Origin of the sequence: Herbaspirillum frisingense, from assembly GCF_047325095.1 — a bacterium.
In the GTDB taxonomy this organism is placed as follows: Bacteria; Pseudomonadota; Gammaproteobacteria; order Burkholderiales; family Burkholderiaceae_D; genus Herbaspirillum; species Herbaspirillum frisingense.
The window spans coordinates 2,286,891-2,304,188 of record NZ_CP168558.1 but is presented as its reverse complement, the minus strand read 5'-3'; the positions used below and the strand labels follow the sequence as shown (position 1 = coordinate 2,304,188).

20 protein-coding genes are annotated in these 17,298 nt (G+C 64.3%); 10 read left to right on the top strand and 10 right to left on the bottom strand.

The window, feature by feature from the left end; all coding sequences use genetic code 11:
- Positions 1-32 precede the first annotated feature (32 nt).
- The gene (locus ACEOAC_RS10715) at positions 33-713 is read left to right on the top strand and encodes an MgtC/SapB family protein (RefSeq protein ID WP_241811824.1); all 681 of its coding nucleotides are present in this window, start codon (positions 33-35) and stop codon (positions 711-713) included.
- A gap of 223 nt (positions 714-936) precedes the next feature.
- Here the strand turns inward: ACEOAC_RS10715 and ACEOAC_RS10710 are convergent, their stop codons facing one another.
- Positions 937-2,037: a hypothetical protein gene (locus ACEOAC_RS10710; RefSeq protein WP_241811825.1), complete on the bottom strand. Its 1,101-nt coding sequence runs from the start codon at positions 2,035-2,037 to the stop codon at positions 937-939.
- Between the two features lie 237 nt (positions 2,038-2,274).
- Between ACEOAC_RS10710 and ACEOAC_RS10705 the strand changes: the two genes are divergently transcribed.
- Together ACEOAC_RS10705 and ACEOAC_RS10700 are read left to right on the top strand one after the other, a co-directional pair.
- Complete coding sequence (locus tag ACEOAC_RS10705) at positions 2,275-2,934, top strand: HAD family hydrolase (protein WP_413444504.1); 660 nt, start codon at positions 2,275-2,277, stop codon at positions 2,932-2,934.
- 88 nt (positions 2,935-3,022) lie between these two features.
- Positions 3,023-3,598, top strand: a complete 576-nt coding sequence (locus ACEOAC_RS10700; RefSeq protein WP_241811827.1) for a TMEM175 family protein — start codon at positions 3,023-3,025, stop codon at positions 3,596-3,598.
- Positions 3,599-3,634: 36 nt separating this feature from the next.
- On the opposite strand, the gene ACEOAC_RS10695 is transcribed toward ACEOAC_RS10700, so the two are convergent.
- Positions 3,635-4,321 carry a YoaK family protein gene (locus ACEOAC_RS10695; RefSeq protein WP_006463366.1) on the bottom strand — a complete coding sequence of 229 codons (687 nt, stop codon included), beginning with the start codon at positions 4,319-4,321 and terminating at the stop codon, positions 3,635-3,637.
- Between the two features lie 309 nt (positions 4,322-4,630).
- Here ACEOAC_RS10695 and ACEOAC_RS10690 point away from each other — a divergent pair, with 309 nt between their 5' ends.
- Positions 4,631-5,251, top strand: coding sequence for a response regulator transcription factor (locus ACEOAC_RS10690; protein ID WP_102661917.1), 621 nt, complete (start codon positions 4,631-4,633; stop codon positions 5,249-5,251).
- 45 nt (positions 5,252-5,296) lie between these two features.
- Here ACEOAC_RS10690 and ACEOAC_RS10685 read toward each other — a convergent pair whose 3' ends face one another.
- The 5 genes from ACEOAC_RS10685 to ACEOAC_RS10665 all read right to left on the bottom strand — a co-directional run bounded on the left by ACEOAC_RS10685 (position 5,297) and on the right by ACEOAC_RS10665 (position 10,033).
- Positions 5,297-6,169 carry a helix-turn-helix domain-containing protein gene (locus tag ACEOAC_RS10685; protein WP_413444505.1) on the bottom strand — a complete coding sequence of 291 codons (873 nt, stop codon included), beginning with the start codon at positions 6,167-6,169 and terminating at the stop codon, positions 5,297-5,299.
- A 144-nt stretch (positions 6,170-6,313) separates the two neighbouring features.
- Complete coding sequence (locus tag ACEOAC_RS10680) at positions 6,314-6,847, bottom strand: Dps family protein (RefSeq protein ID WP_006463363.1); 534 nt, start codon at positions 6,845-6,847, stop codon at positions 6,314-6,316.
- A 5-nt stretch (positions 6,848-6,852) separates the two neighbouring features.
- On the bottom strand, positions 6,853-7,680 hold the full coding sequence (locus ACEOAC_RS10675) for an alpha/beta fold hydrolase (RefSeq protein WP_413444506.1): 828 nt from the start codon (positions 7,678-7,680) through the stop codon (positions 6,853-6,855).
- Positions 7,681-7,724: 44 nt separating this feature from the next.
- A complete protein-coding gene (locus tag ACEOAC_RS10670) occupies positions 7,725-8,147 on the bottom strand; it encodes a DoxX family protein (protein WP_077235154.1) in 423 nt (140 codons plus the stop codon).
- A gap of 2 nt (positions 8,148-8,149) precedes the next feature.
- Complete coding sequence (locus ACEOAC_RS10665) at positions 8,150-10,033, bottom strand: amidohydrolase (protein ID WP_077235153.1); 1,884 nt, start codon at positions 10,031-10,033, stop codon at positions 8,150-8,152.
- 305 nt (positions 10,034-10,338) lie between these two features.
- Between ACEOAC_RS10665 and ACEOAC_RS10660 the strand changes: the two genes are divergently transcribed.
- The 5 genes from ACEOAC_RS10660 to ACEOAC_RS10640 all read left to right on the top strand — a co-directional run bounded on the left by ACEOAC_RS10660 (position 10,339) and on the right by ACEOAC_RS10640 (position 13,832).
- A complete protein-coding gene (locus tag ACEOAC_RS10660; protein WP_182992312.1) occupies positions 10,339-11,028 on the top strand; it encodes a hydrolase in 690 nt (229 codons plus the stop codon).
- Positions 11,029-11,115: 87 nt separating this feature from the next.
- Positions 11,116-11,283: a DUF1427 family protein gene (locus ACEOAC_RS10655; RefSeq protein WP_006463358.1), complete on the top strand. Its 168-nt coding sequence runs from the start codon at positions 11,116-11,118 to the stop codon at positions 11,281-11,283.
- A 13-nt stretch (positions 11,284-11,296) separates the two neighbouring features.
- Positions 11,297-11,539 carry a DUF1427 family protein gene (locus ACEOAC_RS10650; RefSeq protein WP_182992313.1) on the top strand — a complete coding sequence of 81 codons (243 nt, stop codon included), beginning with the start codon at positions 11,297-11,299 and terminating at the stop codon, positions 11,537-11,539.
- Between the two features lie 252 nt (positions 11,540-11,791).
- Complete coding sequence (locus ACEOAC_RS10645) at positions 11,792-12,190, top strand: response regulator transcription factor (RefSeq protein WP_413628829.1); 399 nt, start codon at positions 11,792-11,794, stop codon at positions 12,188-12,190.
- 82 nt (positions 12,191-12,272) lie between these two features.
- Positions 12,273-13,832: a sensor histidine kinase gene (locus tag ACEOAC_RS10640; protein ID WP_413444313.1), complete on the top strand. Its 1,560-nt coding sequence runs from the start codon at positions 12,273-12,275 to the stop codon at positions 13,830-13,832.
- A gap of 74 nt (positions 13,833-13,906) precedes the next feature.
- On the opposite strand, the gene ACEOAC_RS10635 is transcribed toward ACEOAC_RS10640, so the two are convergent.
- The 3 genes from ACEOAC_RS10635 to ACEOAC_RS10625 form a co-directional block, all read right to left on the bottom strand.
- Positions 13,907-14,815: a helix-turn-helix domain-containing protein gene (locus ACEOAC_RS10635; RefSeq protein ID WP_413444314.1), complete on the bottom strand. Its 909-nt coding sequence runs from the start codon at positions 14,813-14,815 to the stop codon at positions 13,907-13,909.
- 179 nt (positions 14,816-14,994) lie between these two features.
- Positions 14,995-15,630 carry an FMN-binding negative transcriptional regulator gene (locus ACEOAC_RS10630; RefSeq protein WP_413444315.1) on the bottom strand — a complete coding sequence of 212 codons (636 nt, stop codon included), beginning with the start codon at positions 15,628-15,630 and terminating at the stop codon, positions 14,995-14,997.
- Between the two features lie 78 nt (positions 15,631-15,708).
- Positions 15,709-16,185: a PACE efflux transporter gene (locus tag ACEOAC_RS10625; protein ID WP_006463352.1), complete on the bottom strand. Its 477-nt coding sequence runs from the start codon at positions 16,183-16,185 to the stop codon at positions 15,709-15,711.
- A 162-nt stretch (positions 16,186-16,347) separates the two neighbouring features.
- Between ACEOAC_RS10625 and ACEOAC_RS10620 the strand changes: the two genes are divergently transcribed.
- Entirely contained in the window at positions 16,348-17,253 is a 906-nt protein-coding gene (locus tag ACEOAC_RS10620; protein WP_413444316.1) for a LysR family transcriptional regulator, read from the top strand.
- Positions 17,254-17,298 lie beyond the last annotated feature (45 nt).

The window sequence follows — 17,298 nt, the reverse complement described above, 5'->3', positions numbered from 1 at the left end:
AGCTGCCTCCCATCCCTTCAGAAGGAGAATCCATGCTTCCCGCAACGGACGTCATCCTCCGCCTGGCCGCAGCTGCCGTTCTCGGCAGCCTGATCGGCATCGAACGTGAACGCCTTTCCTGGGCAGCCGGTCTGCGTACCCACATGCTGGTCTGTGTCGGCTCTTCGCTCATCATGCTGGTCTCGGCCTATGGTTTTTCCGGGATCCTGCAGTCCGACAAGGTGGTCCTTGACCCATCGCGGATGGCAGCGCAGGTGGTCTCGGGCATCGGCTTCCTGGGCGCCGGGTCGATCCTGCTGCGCGGAGAAATCATCCGTGGCCTGACCACCGCCGCCAGCCTCTGGACAGTGGCCGCCATCGGCCTGGCCGTCGGTGGCGGGATGTATGTCGCCGCCGTGGCCGGGACCTCCATCGTGCTGCTGATCCTGGCCGGGATGAAACCCCTGGAGCGGCGCTATTTCGCCGACAAGCACAAGCGTGGCATTACCTTCCTGATCCAGGCCGATACTTTCAATATCGGCCATCTGCACCAACTGATGGGTGCCTCGGCGGCGCGGGTGAGCAAGTTCGTGGTCAGGCGCGAAGCCGACGGCGGCGCTTTCGACGAAGTGTCCATCGTGCTCTCGCATACCTCGGAGAAGGAATTCCATCGCATCGTTCAGGGCTTTCTCAAGCTCGATGGCATCAAGTCCTTCGATTACACGGATCTCTGACGCGAGGCCCCGGGAAGCCCGGTCACCCATACAATGAACAAGGGCGGCCATCTGGCCGCCCTTGCTGAATCTACTGCGAGTATTTCTACTGCGTCTCCTGCGTCCTCAGAACAACAGGATCAGCAGCAGGATGATGGGGATGGGGATACCCAGTAGCCAGAGCAGAATTGCGCCCATGTCAGTCTCCTCTCAAGGTTGGGGTTCAGGTCGATGTCGTCAGGTTTCAGTGCAGTTCGGGTTCGCCCAGGCGGCCGTCGCGACGGACCACTGCCTCTGCGTAGAGCTCATTGCGGTCACGCAGGCGGCCACCATAGGTCGCCAGCAGGCTGGCCACGAAAGCACCGCACAGCAGGGCCAGGAACATCCACAGCGAGGCGTAGGCAGCAGCCTTGCGGGCAGCGTCGGCGGCTTCCTTGGCCTTGGTGCCGGCGTCAGCGATAGCGCCCTGGTAGGCCGCGAAGGTATCGGTGACACGCTTTTCACCATCGGCCTGGGATACGCCGGTATGGCGCGCCACCAGTTGGCCCAGGTAACGGCGGTCGTTATCGGCCAGCTTGCCGCTCGCCAGCGAATAGCCAAATACACGCACCACTTCCATGCGCTGGGCCTGCGTTAGATCGCGACCATCAGCGGCCGTCGGAGCTGCCAAGGGGGCCACCGGCGCAGCAGCAGCACCGTCGGTTGCGGCCGGCACCGCGGGCTGGTTTGCGGACGATGCAGCGCCTGCATTACCTGCATTAGCGGTGTTACCACTACGGAACATCGAATCGATGAAGTAACCGGAGAAGCGATCGGCCATGTCGCCAGCGCCGCCAGTCGGACGTGCACCGTCCTGGCCCACTGCCATGGTGGCCGCAGCAGCACCGGTACCCAGGGCGCCACCGGCAGCACCCAGTGTCTTGGCGCCACCGGAGATGACGCTGCCCACGGCAGAGCCCAGCAGCGCAGCAGTAGCCAGCGAGGCCACGGCCCAGGCCAGCAGCCCGTGCGCGGTATCGCGGAAATAGACTTCACGGGTATGCAGCCCGGCCCATTTCACACGCAGGCGCCCGGCCAGGAAACCGCCGATGGCCGATGCCGCGATCTGGGTGAACAACAGCCAGCCGGCCGTGGAATAGCCGATGGTCTTGGCCGACAGCCCTTCGCCGGACCACGGCGAGATGGACGAGAAGCCCAGGCCAAAGCCCAGCATCACCAGGATGAACGACAGCGCGGCGGCCGCAAAGGCACCCGCCAGGATGGCGCCCCACGAGACGCCTGAGCCGTTGCTGTTGACGGCCTCGACGCTGGCCGCAGGAAGGGAGTGGATGGTTGAGGTGGTCATGAGTCTCCTCGTGTTTCTTGATGGATTGATCCCCTGCGGGAGCGCAGGGCCGGGGGCATTGCCACGAAGAGACTGTAGGGCTGCGCTAGCGCAGGCGCCATCGGCGGACTTCGGCAGCTATCGTAGGAGAGTTGGAAAAACGCATGCAGGCATGCGCGAAGGGACGATGAGGGTCGCTGCAGCCCACACCCCCTCACTCTTGGGTAGAATGGCCGCCTCCCTCTTGCACGGACCATCATGGCCACCACCACTTTCCTGTTCGATCTCGACGGCACGCTCATGGACAGCGACGCCCTGCATCACGCCGCGTTCAACACCATCCTGGCGCGCTGGGACCGGCATATCGATGTCGATTACTACAAGACCCACATCATGGGCGCCTCCAACGCCATGATCTTCGGTCACCTCTTCCCCGGCATGCCGGCTGAGCAGTACATCCCGCTGGCTGAAGAAAAGGAAAGCCTGTTCCGCTCGCAGCTGGACCAGCACGTCGCGCCTACCCCCGGCATCGAGCGTCTGCTGGAGCATATCGCCCGTATCGGCGGGCGTAGCGCCGTCGTCACCAATGCCCCCCGGGCCAATGCCGAATTGATGTTGAAGGCCACCGGACTGGCTGGCCGCTTCGATGCCCTGGTCATCGGCGACGAGCTGGAACGTGCCAAACCCGATCCCCTGCCCTACCTGACCGGGCTGCAGTTACTCGGTGGCACGGCGGCACAGGCGGTCGCCTTCGAGGATTCCAGCTCGGGTGTCAAGGCGGCCAGCAGTGCCGGCATCTGGACCTTCGGCATGCTGGGCGGCCTGGACGAGGCCCGGCTGCGCGCGGCCGGTGCCCATGCGGTGATCCGTGATTTCAACGGCGCCGACCTGTGGGACAAGATCGCGCCACAAGGCTGAGCCCGGCAGCGCCCTATCCGAAGGGATAATGTCGGCCTGTGCAACGGGGTGCTAAGGTGCGCGGGATCATCCCTAGCCCCCTGCCTCCGTGAACAAATCCCGGCTTGAAGCCTTCAGCGATGGCGTCTTCGCCATCGTCCTCACCATCATGGTCCTGGAACTGCACGCGCCCGCCTCAGCCGAGCCGAGCGCCCTGCTGGCACTGGCTCCGGCACTGCTGAGCTATGCACTCAGCTTTCTGTACGTGGGTATCTACTGGACCAACCACCATCACCTGTTCCAGCTCGCCGATCGCGTCAATCTGCGGGTGCTGTGGGCCAACCTGCATCTGTTGTTCTGGCTCTCGCTGCTACCCTTCGCCACCGCCTGGATCGCCGGCCATCACCGCGACATGGCGCCGGTGGCGGCCTATGGGCTAATCCTGCTGATGTGCTCGGTGTCCTTCCTGGTGCTCAAGCGCACGCTGCGCGCCTCCGAAAGCAATCATCCGGAAGCCGCACGCATCCTCGGGCAGGGTCGCAAGAACAATACCTCCATCCTGCTCTACGCCCTGGCGATCCTGCTCTCGCAATGGGCACCGCTGATGGCCTCGGCGATCTACGCGGCGCTGGCCATCGTCTGGCTGCTGCCGACGCGGGCCGCCACGGCTGCGTCCCGCCCCTGAGGCTCGTCCGGACGGGCAGCAACCCGCTCGATTCACTCAGCTGGCGGGCTGCTGGGTGAATTCCCATCCGATCAAGGCCACCAGGATCAGCACCGGCACGACCAGGGCGGCAAAGCCGATGGCGTGATAGGCAAACGCCGCCGCAATCGCACCCACACCGAAGGACAAGACCGGCCAGACGAACTTGATGCAGCGCTCGGTGGTGCCGGCGTCGGAAGCGCCGCGCAGCATGTCCACCACGTCGATCACCACCTGGGTGACGTTGCCGGTCATCAGGGAAGTCGGCGCCAGGTGCGCCAGCAACAGGCGGCTGATGGCACTATGCACGCCCATCGAGGCGGTACCCAGCAGGCCCGACGCCATCACCCAGCCGGCCGTGGGCGACTGTACGGGCGCTGCGGCCATGCCACAGACCATGAAACCGATCAGTAGCACCAGTTGCAGCACCAGCGACCAGCCCAGTGCACGGCCATTGCGGCGCTGGATGGCGGCAATCAGCAGGCGCCCCACCGCCACCCCGATGATGAAAGCCGGGAAGGCCAGGAATTTCAGCAGGATGGACATCTGCGACGTGTCGGCCAGGGCCGAACCGATCAGGATGAAGTTGCCCGTGACGTGGGCCGTGAACAGACCGAACAGGGCGATGAAGCCCAGTGTATCGACATAGGCGGCGAGAAAAGCCAGTCCGGAGGACTGCAGGCGGTTGCGTTGTGCGGCATTCATGGAGCGTCTCGCAGAGGGTGGGGAAATATTGAAGAGGCCGCACACCATAGCATCGCCCGCCGCCTGCGCCCATTATCTCTGGGGATAGCAGGGGCACCCTAAAGGCTTGCCAAAAGAATCACATCTATCGGCAAGAAAATGCAACAAAGGCATTTTTTACAAAAAACAGCACATTTGTACAATCCAAATCCGGCGCGAATGCAGATGATAGGCAACACTGCACAGCTTGGCGCTAGGGTCCCTGACCGCCCGATGATCTGCCCTGCTCTGTCGCACAGATTTTCGCAACCAGGCAGCACGGAAGGAACCATGGAAAGTACGGTATTTGTCGTCGACGACGATGGCATGGTCAGGACAGCACTGCTACGACTGCTGGCCTCGGCCAACCTGAATGCACGTGGCTTCGCCTCGGCCGATGCGTTCCTGCGCGAGCCTCTTCCAGCCCAACCCTGCTGCCTCCTGCTGGACATGAAGATGCCCGGGTCCGACGGTTTCGAGGTGGTGCGCCGGCTGGAACAGCGGGGCGATGCCATTCCCGTCATCTTCATCTCCGGATACGGCACCATACCGACGACGGTGCTGGCGATGAAGGCGGGCGCCCATGAATTCCTGACCAAGCCGATCGAGGATGAACGGCTGCTGGGCGCGGTCCGCGACGCCCTGGCCATTGCCGATCGGCAACTAGGCATGCGCACCGAGCATGCCGCCAGCACATCGCGCCTGGAAACACTGACCCCGCGCGAACGTGAGGTGCTGGAACTGGCCATCGGTGGCCTGCTCAACAAGCAGATCGCCACCGAACTGGGCATCAGCGAAATCACCGTCAAGGTCCATAAGCGTCGCGTGATGGACAAGATGCAGACCAAGACCCTGGCCGACCTCGTGCGGGCCGCCGAGCGGCTGCAGATCCACTCCGCGCGTCAGCGCTAAGGCCAGCGATTCGGGCGCCGTGCACCGGTCACCGCTGTAGCCGGTCTAGCCCTGCGCCCGCAGCCAGGCCGCCGGCCCCACTCCCTGAATCTGCTTGAACACCCGGCTGAAATGACTCTGGTCGGAAAAGCCGCATTCCAGGGCGATGGCCGTCATGCCCTTGTCGCTCTCGCGTAGCAGGCGACAAGCCAGCTCCACGCGCTGGCGCTGCAGCCAGGCATGCGGCGGCACACCGAAGCTGTGCTTGAAGGCACGTGCGAAATGCGCCCGCGAGATGCCGCAGTCGGCCGCAATCTCGGCCAGGGTCAGACGTCGCGCCAGGTGCGAGAGCATGTATTCGCGCGCCCGCACCTGCTGCCAGCCGGCCAGACCAGCCCCCCCGCCACGACCCACCGGCTGCCCTCCATAACGTTGCGCCAGGTGGGTATGCAGGGCCAGGGTGACGCTATCGAGGTAGACGGTATCGCTGTCATTGGCCGCCCCCGTGAGCGCAGGCAGCATGGCATGCAGCAGATGCCAGACCACCGGATCGCGGATCGCCTGGACCTGCTGCAAGGCGCCGATACGACGCCCGCCTTCCTCGCTCACCCGCTCGAGGGAGGCGCGCGGCAGATGCAGGCGCACATTGTCATAGTCCGAGAGATGCTGGCAGCGCCACTGCTCGCGCAGGTCGGTGATGGCCATGTCGCCCAGCCGGTGGCCACCGGCATGCACCAGCCGCTGACCACGCCATAGCTTGTGTTGGCGAAAATCCTGCAACTGCACGATGACCGAAAAGGCGTCATCACTGGGAATATCCAGTACCGGCGGTGGGGGCAGGACCGACGCCGCCGCGTGGTTCTGGGTAGCGCGCACCAGGGCGACATCATCCTGCATGCGGATGTGCTTCACGAGACGGGAGACGGAGGAACTTGCCATCATCGATTTCCAAAGACTGATTCAACAGGAGAACAGGAAGGCAGAAAGCCGACTTTAACAAAAAACGCAAATGGGCAGGACCCGCAGGCCCTGCCCATTGCTCAGCTTCCGATCAAGGCTTCGTTCAGTTGAATCCGGGCGGACTCAGACCGAAGTACGCCCCGATTCGAACAGGAACCAGGCACGCTGCTCGGCCTCGTCGATCCAGTTCTCCAGCAGGCTGGCACTGGCCACGTCGCCATGCTCGTCGCACAGTTCGTGGGTGGCCATCATGAAGCCGACCAGGCGCAGGTTGTCCTCGCGCAGTTCGGCCAGCATGTCGGAGGGGGTGACGAAGTCGGCATCATTGTCGGCCAGCCGCTGCAGCTTGCCGATATGCCCGGTGGAACGCAGGGTGGTACCGCCGATCTTGCGCACCCGCTCGGCCACTGCATCGGTGATGGCGATGATCTGCTGGGACTGGTCGTCCAGCAGCAGGTGGTAGTCGCGGAAGTGCGGCCCGGACATGTGCCAATGGAAGTTCTTCGTCTTCAGGTACAGGGCGAAGATATCGGCCAGCAGCATGGTCAAGGCGCCGCCGATTTCCTGGCTGGCCTGCCCGGAGAGCAGGCCAGGCGTGGCCAGCGGCGCCAGGCGGCGCTTTTCCAGTTGCTGGCGTTGGTTGGCATCGAGACTCATGATGCTTACGCCTTCAGGAAGGCCAGCAGGTCTTCGTTGATCTGGTCCTTGTGGGTGGCGCACAGGGCGTGCGGAGCGCCGCTATAGACCTTCAGCTGCGCACCCGGCACCATGTCGGCCACCAGCTTGCCGGTGGTAGCGAAGGGGACGACCTGGTCGTCGTCACCGTGGATCACCAGGGTCGGGAAGTTGAACTTCTTGATGTCCTCGCGGAAATCGGTGCCGGAGAAGGCCGTCACGCAGTCCAGCGTGCCCTTGAGCGAAGCCAGCATGGCGATGTTGAAGGTCTGTGCCAGCACGCCCGGGCTGACGGCGTCAGCCTTGCCCGGACGATTGGTGCCGAAGAAGACGGCGGCAAAGTCGCTGATGAATTGCGCGCGGTCCTTCAACAGACCACCCTGGATGCCGGCGAACACCTCGGCCGGCACACCCTGCGGGAAGTCCGGCGCCTGGCCGAAGATCGGGGTCACCGCGCCCAGCAGGGCCGCCTTGGCCACGCGCTTGGTGCCGTGGCGACCGACATAGCGGGCCACATCGCCGCCACCCATGGAGAAGCCGACCAGTGTGGCGCCCTGCAGGTCCAGCTTGTCCATCAGCTCGGCCAGGTCGTCGGCGAAGGTGTCGTAGTTGTAGCCGTTCCAGGGCTGGCTGGAACGACCGAAGCCGCGGCGATCATAGGCGATCACGCGGAAACCGCGCTCGGCCAGGAAATTCATCTGGTATTCCCACATGTCGCCGTCCAGCGGCCAGCCATGGCCGAAGACGACCGGTTGGCCGCTGCCCCAGTCCTTGTAATAGATCTCGGTGCCGTCGCGGGTGGTGATGGTGCTCATGGATATGCTCCTTGGGTGAGTGTGAGGTGGAGAAAAGACGCTGCCTACGATTGGGCACTACCGCGTCCCAGGCGCCACTGGCCGGGGCCGCACAGCGCGATGGAGGTGAAGATCACCAGCAGCAGCCAGCCGAACTGGCCCTCGGCAATGCTCCAGCCGGGATGCACCGCCAGCATTGCCACCAGCAGCACGCCGATGATGGGCAGACAGGCCAGGCGGGTGAAGATGCCCAGCACGATCAGGATGGGACAGAGCGCTTCGGCGAAGATGGCCGCCCACAGCGAGACGGTCGGCCCCATGCCGAAGGGGTCTTCGATCACGGTCAGTTCATGCGCGTAATGCAGCAGCTTGGGCAGGCCATGCACGTAGAACAGCATGAAACTGCCCGCCAGGCGCAGGAACAGCAGGCCCAGATCCAGGGGCGGGACCGGCAGACCCTGCCGGCGGGGGAGTTGGCGCGCCTGCATGATCAGAACGCGAAGCAGCTGCAACCCAACGCGCCCCAGAAGCCGGCGAAGTTGGAGACCGGGACGCTGGACTTGCGCGCCACGTCGTGGGAGTGACCATGCACGCCGCAGGAACCGACGCAGGCGTGCGGCAGGGTCGCCTTCTTCTGGCGGGCAGCATCGGTCTTTGCCACGGCACGATAGTGCCCAGGGACCTTGGCCACCGGCGACCACTCGGGCAGCACGGGAATCTCGCCCGGACCATGCGAGGAAAACGCACCGGTCCCATAGACCACCTTGCCATCGACCACGGTCATCACCGATTCGATGCTCTTGATCTCGTCTTCATGGACGCTGAAGAAGTCGGCCGACAGCACCGCCAGGTCAGCCAGCTGACCTGCCTGGATGCGGCCCTTCTTGGCCTGTTCGCTGGAGAACCAGGCGCTGCCTGCAGTCCACAGTTCCAGCGCGGTCTCGCGTGGCAGGCGACCGGCGGCCCCATACAGCTTGGCACCACCGACCGTGCGGCCGGACACCAGCCAGTACAGCGCGGTCCAGGGGTTGTAGCTGGCCACGCGGGTGGCATCGGTACCGGCACCGACTGGCACGCCCATTTCCAGCATCTTGGCGATCGGCGGGGTGTGCTCGGCCGCCTCCACGCCGTAGCGGTCGATGAAGTATTCGCCCTGGAAGGCCATGCGGTGCTGGATGGCAATGCCGCCGCCCAGCGCCTTGACACGCTCGATGTTGCGCTCGGTGATGGTCTCGGCGTGGTCGAACATCCAGTGCAGGCCGTCGAAGGGGATGTCGCGGTTGACCTTCTCGAACACGTCCAGCATGCGCGAGATCGACTCGTCATAGGTGGCGTGCAGGCGGAACGGCCAGCGGTTCGAGACCAGATGGCGCACCACCCGCTCCAGTTCGTCTTCCATGCCATCGGCCAGGTCAGGGCGCGGCTCCAGGAAGTCCTCGAAGTCGGCCGCCGAGAACACCAGCATTTCGCCGGCACCGTTATGGCGCAGGAAATCATCGCCATCGCCCGGCTTGACCATGCCGGTCCATTTCTGGAAGTCCGCCAGCTCGGCGCCCTTGCTCTGGGTAAAGAGGTTGTAGGCGATGCGGATGGTCAACTGTCCATCGGCGGCCAGCTTGTTGATGATCTGATAATCATCGGGGTAGTTCTGGAAACCACCACCGGCGTCGATGGCGCTGGTCACGCCCAGGCGGTTCAGTTCGCGCATGAACTGGCGGGTGGAATTGACCTGGTATTCCTGCGGCAGGGTCGGTCCCTTGGCCAGGGTGGCGTACAGGATCATGGCATTGGGTCGGGCGATGAGCATGCCGGTCGGATTGCCCGAGGCATCGCGCACGATCTCGCCACCCGGCGGGTTGGGCGTGTCCTTGGTATAGCCGACCGCCTGCAGGGCGGCGCGGTTGAGCAAGGCACGGTCATACAGATGCAACACGAAGACCGGGGTATCGGGTGCAGCGGCGTTCAGTTCTTCCAGCGTGGGCATGCGCTTTTCGGCGAACTGGAATTCGGTCCAGCCGCCGACCACGCGCACCCATTGCGGGTGCGGGGTGCGGGCCGCCTGGTCCTTGAGCATGCGCAGCGCATCGGCCAGCGAGGGCACGCCTTCCCAGCGCAGTTCCAGGTTGTAGTTCAGACCGCCGCGGATCAAATGCAGGTGCGAGTCGTTCAGGCCGGGGATGACGGTGCGGCCGCCCAGGTCGATGACCTTGGTCTGGGCCTGCTTCAGACGCATGACGTCGGCGGCGCTGCCGACTTCGAGGAATTTGCCGCCGCCGATGGCAACGGCCTCGGCAATGGGGTTCTGCTTGTCGACGGTGTGGATCTTGCCGTTGAGCAGGATCAGATCGGGGGTAACGCTGGTTGCGGTCGTCATGGAGGCTCCGGACATAGACAGGGACGATGGAGAACGAGGGTGGCGGATCGCACATGTCGATGCCGGCGCGGAGGTCATCAAAACTTCACGTGCCAGTCATCCCATGTGCTTTTATTGGTGTTGGCAGTGTGCAAAAACGCCGTGCCAGCGTCTAGCTATACGAACAGATAATGGCAGCGCCCTGCCCTCTTGCCTATGATCGCCTCCGGCAGCCTCACTCCCGTCTGCCGGGTCGGCCCTGGCCGCGTCTCCCCGTCACCGGGTCGCCCACACTCCTCCATACACTACCCATCTAGGGAATCATCATGACCACCAATACCAAACTCGACGTGCTGACCCCGCACAACTGCCAGCTCATCATCATCGACCATCAGCCGCAGATGGCTTTCGGCGTGCAATCGATCGACCGTCAGGTGCTCAAGAACAATGTCGTCGCCCTGGCCAAGTCGGCCAAGGTGTTCAACATCCCCACCATCTTCACCACCGTGGAAACCCAGGGCTTCTCCGGCTATACCTACCCGGAACTGCTGTCGGTGTTCCCCGAGAACGACGTCCTGGAACGTACTTCCATGAACTCCTGGGATGACCAGAAGGTGCGCGACGCCCTCAAGGCCAACGGCAAGAAGAAGGTGGTCGTGGCAGGCCTGTGGACCGAAGTCTGCAACAACAGCTTCGCCCTGTGCGCCATGGCCGAAGGTGACTATGAAATCTATATGGTGGCCGACGCCTCCGGCGGCACCTCCAAGGAAGCCCACGACTACGCCATGCAGCGCATGATCCAGGCCGGCGTGATCCCGGTGACCTGGCAGCAAGTCATGCTGGAATGGCAGCGCGACTGGGCCCGCAAGGAAACCTACACCGCCGTCATGGACATCGTGCGCGAGCACTCCGGCGCCTACGGCATGGGCGTGGACTACGCCTACACCATGGTGCACAAGGCCGAGCAACGTCCGCACGGCAACCAGAAGACCCTGGCACCGGTCCCGGCCAAGTAATACGGTCTGCCCTCGCCACCTGCGTCGCGGCTCCTCCACGGGCCGCAACCCAGGTGGCAGTGCACTATCTTAACGAGGAGCCGGGCCATGTCCGCTTATCTGATTTCACTGGGCGCCGGCATCCTGATCGGCGTCTTTTATGCCCTGTTCAAGGTGCGTTCTCCGGCGCCGCCGGGCATCGCCCTGATCGGCCTGCTCGGCATGGTGCTGGGCGAACGTCTGATCACTGGGGTCGGCCACCTGTTTGGCGGCTGATCCGGGAGTCCCCATGAAACCCTATCTGATTTCCCTGTTGATGGGCATCCTGGCCGGCCTGATCTATGCCGCCCTGCAAGTGCAGTCGCCAGCCCCGCCCATCATCGCCCTGCTGGGCTTGCTGGGCATGTTGATCGGCGAGCAGCTGGTGCCTATCGTACGCCGCAAGCTGGCTGGAGAACCCCTGACGGCTTCCTGGTTCCACCGTGAGTGCATTCCCAAGATCACGGGCAACCCGCCGCCGGAACAGAAATGAATGCCGGCTTTCCGGCCGGACGCATCGGCCAGGAAAGCCTGGCATCACAGATTGACCAGGCCATAGAGCCGTCACCCGCGAGGGTGCATAACACCGCCGCATCACCTGCCACGCTGCCCACACAGCGACCTTTTTCCAGTGCGCCGCCCGTCTGGCAGCGCACAGCTGCGCCGGCCCGCGCCAATGGCCGGTGCGGGCAACCCCGGCGCCGCGCGGATGAACCTGCGCAGGAGCCGACCTTGGCCGACGATGATGAGCGAAGGGGAGAACACGCCACTGTCACAGTACCGCCCTGTCGCGGTCATTGATGACGACCTCTGGGTACGCGCTGCCTTGTGCAACCTGCTGGATTCGGCCGGGCACCGCAGCTGCAGCTTCGATACCGCCGAGGATTTTCTGGACAGCACCTGTCTGGCCCAGGCTTGCTGCGCCATCGTCGACGTCGGCTTGAAGCAGATGAGCGGCTTCGAACTGGCCGAACAGTTGGCCCGTCTGCGGCCGGACCTGCCAATCCTGTTCATCTCGGCCCAGGTCACCCCGCCGCAGCGCATGCGTGCCAGTTCGCTGGGTTTTCCGCTGCTGGCCAAGCCGGTCGATGCCGATACCCTGCTGGTACTGCTGACCGCGACCCTGCTGTATGGCCGCTTCTGACACCCTCCCGGGCGCCGCGACGCCATCGGATACGGCACAATACGGACCTGTCCCATCTTGCCCCACTCGCCAGGAGAACCCCTTGCCGTCCGCCCCATCGTCTCCCGCCGACCACGATGCCCTGCTGCAAGCCCTGCGCGACCTCAGTGCCATACGCGACCCGGATCGCCTCAAGGCCGCCATCACCCATACCGTCTGCCTGCTGGCCGGCGCCCGACGCTGCCTGCTGGTAAGACAGCAGGCCGGAGTGCCGCTGATCGAGGCCGAGACGCGTCGGGCCGACGACCCCGACGACGTCCCCACGAGCGACCGCATCGCCAGCACCGAGGAACTGGCAGGCGCAACGCTGTCTCTCTCCCTGCTGCACCAAGGCGTGCAACAGGGTTGGCTGTATCTCTACTATGCGTCGGCTCCGGCGCCAGAGCTCGCCCATCTGGCGGGCCAACTGGCTGCCCATGCAGCGGTGTCACTGGCCAATGCCACTGCCCATGCGCAGTTGCTGCAGGAAAATGCGCAACTGCTCTGCATCGAACGCGAACTACGCACCAGTCGCGAACTGCTCAAGCAGGGCGAGCGCTTCAACCATACCGGCAGCATGCGTTACCTGGTACGCGAGGACCTGATGTTCTGCTCCGACGAGCTGTGCCGCATCTACGGGCTGGCACCGGGCCGCAACTGCATCACCTATGACGAGTTCGCCGCCATCATGCATCCGGATGACCGGCAGGAAGTGATCGATACCGTCAACGCCGCTGTCGCCATGGGTGGCACCATCCGCGTGGAGCACCGCATCTGCCGCCAGGACACCGGGGAGGTGCGCTATCTCTCCGGCATCGGCAAGCCGGTGTGGGTGGACGGCACCTTCGTCGAATACATGGGCACCGCCACCGACATCACCGTGCGACGCCAGGCCGAATATGCGATCCGCGCCGCCCAGATCGACATGGAGCGCGTTTCGCGCGCCAATACCGTGGGACAACTGACGGCCTCCATTGCCCACGAGATCAACCAGCCGCTGATGTCCATCGTCTCCAACGCCGGCGCCAGCCTGCGCTGGCTGGACCGTCCCACACCCGAACTGGTGCATGCGCGCGCCGGACTGCGCGACATCATCACCGAGGGAAAGCGCGCCGCCGGCATCATCCAGGGGCTGCAGAACCTGACGCGCAACGCAGCGCCTGCCTTCACGCGGGTCAATCTGCATGCGCTGATCCGGCACATCCTGATGCTCTCGCGCAGCGAACTGGAGCGGCGCGAGGTGGCGCTGAACCTGGCGCTCAATCCGGTGGACGTCTATGTACTGGGGGATCTGGTGCAGCTGCAGCAGGTGATGTTGAACCTGGTGGTCAATGCCCTCGATGCCATGGATGCGGCACCGGAGAAGCCCGCTACGCTCAGCATCAGCGCCAGCTGCTGCAACGAGCAGCGGGTCGAGGTCAGGGTGCAGGATAACGGGGTGGGCATTGCCGAGGAGGCGATGTCACGCATCTTCGATGCCTTCTACACCACCAAGGACGATGGCATGGGAATGGGGCTGGCCATCTGCCGCTCCATCATTGAAAGCCATCGGGGGCGTCTGCACGCGAGCGCCGCGCCCTCCGGCGGAAGCATCTTCAGCTTCGACCTGCCGCGGGTGCCCTAAGCAGCCCGCACGGAGGCAGGGGCCGGATTGGTATCCGACCATCCGACCTTCTTCCCTTTTCAGCCGAGCGCACCTCAGCGCTGACTACGACGCCAGGCGCCCGGCGTGGTCCCTGCCACCTGCGTGAACACACGGCTGAAATGACTCTGGTCACAGAAATCGCAGGCCAGCGCGATCTCCGCCAGCGACAGTTCGGTCTGGCGCAGGTAGTGGCGTGCCATTTCCACGCGCTGCACCAGCAGCCACTGGTGGGGCGTGTGGCCGGTACTGGCCTTGAAGGCGCGCAGGAAATAACTGGCCGACATATTGCACTCGCGCGCGATCTCGGGAATGGAAACGTTGCCCCGCCCCTTTTGCAACAGCATCTGCTTGGCGCGCTCCTCATGCAGGCGCGAGAGGCGCACGGTCTGAGCAGAAGGTGCCGACGCTCCGCCATAACGCCGCAACAGGTGGGTACCGATGGCCACGCCTAGCTGGTCTACGAACAGGAGGCTGTCAGGCCGAGGCTGTGCCAGCGCCGGCGCCAGCGCACACGCCAGATGGGCCAGGATCAGGTCGGACTGGCCGGTCACGGTCGCCAGGCCGGTCACGCGCCGCTGCCCGGCGCGCAGCTCATCGCTGGCAGTATGAAACCAGGACAGCGGTAGCTCCATCAGCAGGAAATCAAACGGTCCCTGCAGATCGGCCCGATATTCCTCGGAAAAATCGCGCGTATAGACGGCACCCGCTCCGAAATCAAAGCGGGCCGCCTGACTGCCCCGGAAGATGCTGCGCCGGTGCTGCGGTGCCATCGAGATGCCGACCAGGAAACCGCGATCCGAGGGCGGCGTATGCACCTGGGACAATTCCTGGCCGTCGACCCGCTTGCGATAGAAACTGAACTCGCTGCCCTGCAGTTCCTGGCTCTGGCCCAGGCTCCGCGTGGAGCAGCCAAGCGAATCGCTGCGGGCGGCAATGGAGGACAAAGGGGTCAAGGAAGACATGGGCACCCTCGTTGCATTCGGGAAAACGAAAAGGTGTCCAGGCACCAATGCGGAGGATTCTACACAGGCCCAGGGAGCACGGGTGTACGTAACTTCGCTGGAATCGTGCAATAAGTTACCAGTAAGCGGCACTATACTGCCAATATACAGCCAGTAACCGAACAAGCTGCACCGTGGCCTTATGACTTTTTCGTTGCAGCCTCCAGCATGGCCTGGCCGACGGCCTCGTGGCCACGTGCCAGCAGGGCCTCACCCGCGCCGACGATGTCACGCACTTCCTTGTTCTGGCTCAGCTTGCGCTTGCCTTCCAGACGTGTGATCTCGATCTCGATGCCGACGATGGCCTGCAGCAGGGTATCGGTGAATTCGGCGGGCGCATCCGACATCTTCCACGGCTTTTCTTCGGCGGCTTCATGGGTGCGCGTCAAGCGGGCCACCACGCCGCGCACGTAGCGCTCGTCGTCGCGGATGGTGACCCGGCCATGGGCGTGCGCCACCATGTAGTTCCAGCTCGGCACCTGGCGATGGGCTTCATGCTTGCTGGGGTACCAGCTGGGCGAGATATAGGCGTCGCCGGCCGAGAACACCACCAGCACCGCATCGCCGTCGGCCAGTTCGCGCCACAGCGGGTTGGCGCGTGCCACGTGCAGGTGCAAGGTCCCCAACGCGCCCTGCGCGGGATCGAGGTGACACGGCAGGTGGTTGGCATCGAGCCCGCCAGCGGTGTGCGAGACCAGCACGCCGAAGGGATGCGCGGTGATCAGCTGATGCAGCTCGGCAGTATCGGTCTGGGCGAAATGGGCAGGGATGTACATGGCGGTTCCTGGCGGGATGGGTAGCGCGCTATTTTAAAACAATAAGACAATCAGACAGTGGCGCCACCCGCGCCGGGATTAGCGGGTGCCTGCGATCGGTGCCGCCGGCTTCGCCTGGACAGGCTGCGACTCGAGCGGCAAGGCTGAACTGGGCAGGCCGAAGATGCGGTCGAACAGCAGGTTGAACAGGTAGGTATAGATCATGAAGAAGACGATCAGCCCGAAGTCCAGCACCAGCGCGTCCCACAGGCTGATATCCAGCCACCAGGCGAACAGCGGCACCAGCATCATCACCAGCCCGCCCTCGAAACCGATGGCGTGGACAGCGCGACGGCCGAAGCTGCGGCCGCGACGCGGTTGGCGTGCTTCCCAGCGCTCGAAAAGACCATTGAACACGAAGTTCCACAGGAAGGCGATGGTGGAGGAAGCCACCGCTGCCGCCCAGGAATGGCTGCTGTCGTGGCCGGCAAATACCGTCAGGCCCACCGTGGTGAAGACGATGGCCAGCGCCTCGAAAAGGCTGGCGTAGACCAGCTTGCGTTTGAAACCTTGCATGAGTTCTCCTGTTGCAAGCCCTGGCCGGCCACAGGCTGTGGATGAAGCAACACGGCTGGTCTTGCAATGGAAAGCATTCTATGATGATGTTTTTGATAGAAGAAGTCGGCTTCTTTCAGTTTTTCTGATAGATCGCTGGCCGCTTCGCCACCCTTCCCTGCCATGGCTTTCTCCAGCGACAACGTCAAGGTCTTCCTGGCCGTCCTCGACAGCGGCTCCTTCTCTGCGGCAGCACGCGCGCTGGGGCGCGTGCCCTCCTCGGTGAGCATGACCATCAGCCAGCTCGAAGCGGAACTGGACCTGGTGCTGTTCGACCGCACCGCCCGCGACGCCCGTCCCACCGAACTGGCGCGGGCACTGGAGCCGGATGCCCGCCTGCTGGCCAGCACCCTGCGCCAGCTCGACACCCACGCCCTGGCCATGCATCGCGGGCTGGAGCGCAAGTTGACGCTGGCCGTGGCGCCGGAACTGCTGTCCATTCCCTGGGCCCGGCCGCTGGCAGTCCTGGCCACGGAATTCCCCTCGCTGGAAGTGGAGGTGCTGTCCTCGCCGCAGGCCGACGCCATGCGCATGCTCTACGGCAATACGGCGCAACTGGCACTGGTCTTCGAGCGCCATGCCGGCAACGACCGTGAGGCCTTCCAGGAATTCAGCAGCGAGATGATGGTGGCCGTGATCGCGCCGGATCATCCGGCGCGGCTGCGCAAGAAGCGCAAGCTGCGCTACGAGGACCTGTACGACATCCGCCAGATCGCCGTGGCCAGCCGCGATGCCCGCATCTCCGACCCGCGCTTCTTCCTGGCGCGGCAGATCTGGCGCACCGACAATCACCTGGCCACGCTGTCGCTGGTGCGCGAGGGCCTGGGCTGGGCCTACCTGCCACACAGCCTGGTGCAGACCCAGATCGAGGCTGGCGCGCTGGTGGTAATCGACTTCGACAACATCAGCAACCAGCAGCGCATGTGGGTGGACGTGGTCTGGAGCAAGGACCGCCCGCTGGGCCTGGGCGCGCAGCGCTTCGTGGCCCTCATGCGGGAGATGGCACCGAGCCGGCGCAAGCGCAAATGAGCGGCCAGCGCCGGCATCCGGGCCGGCGCTGGCAATGGCAATGCG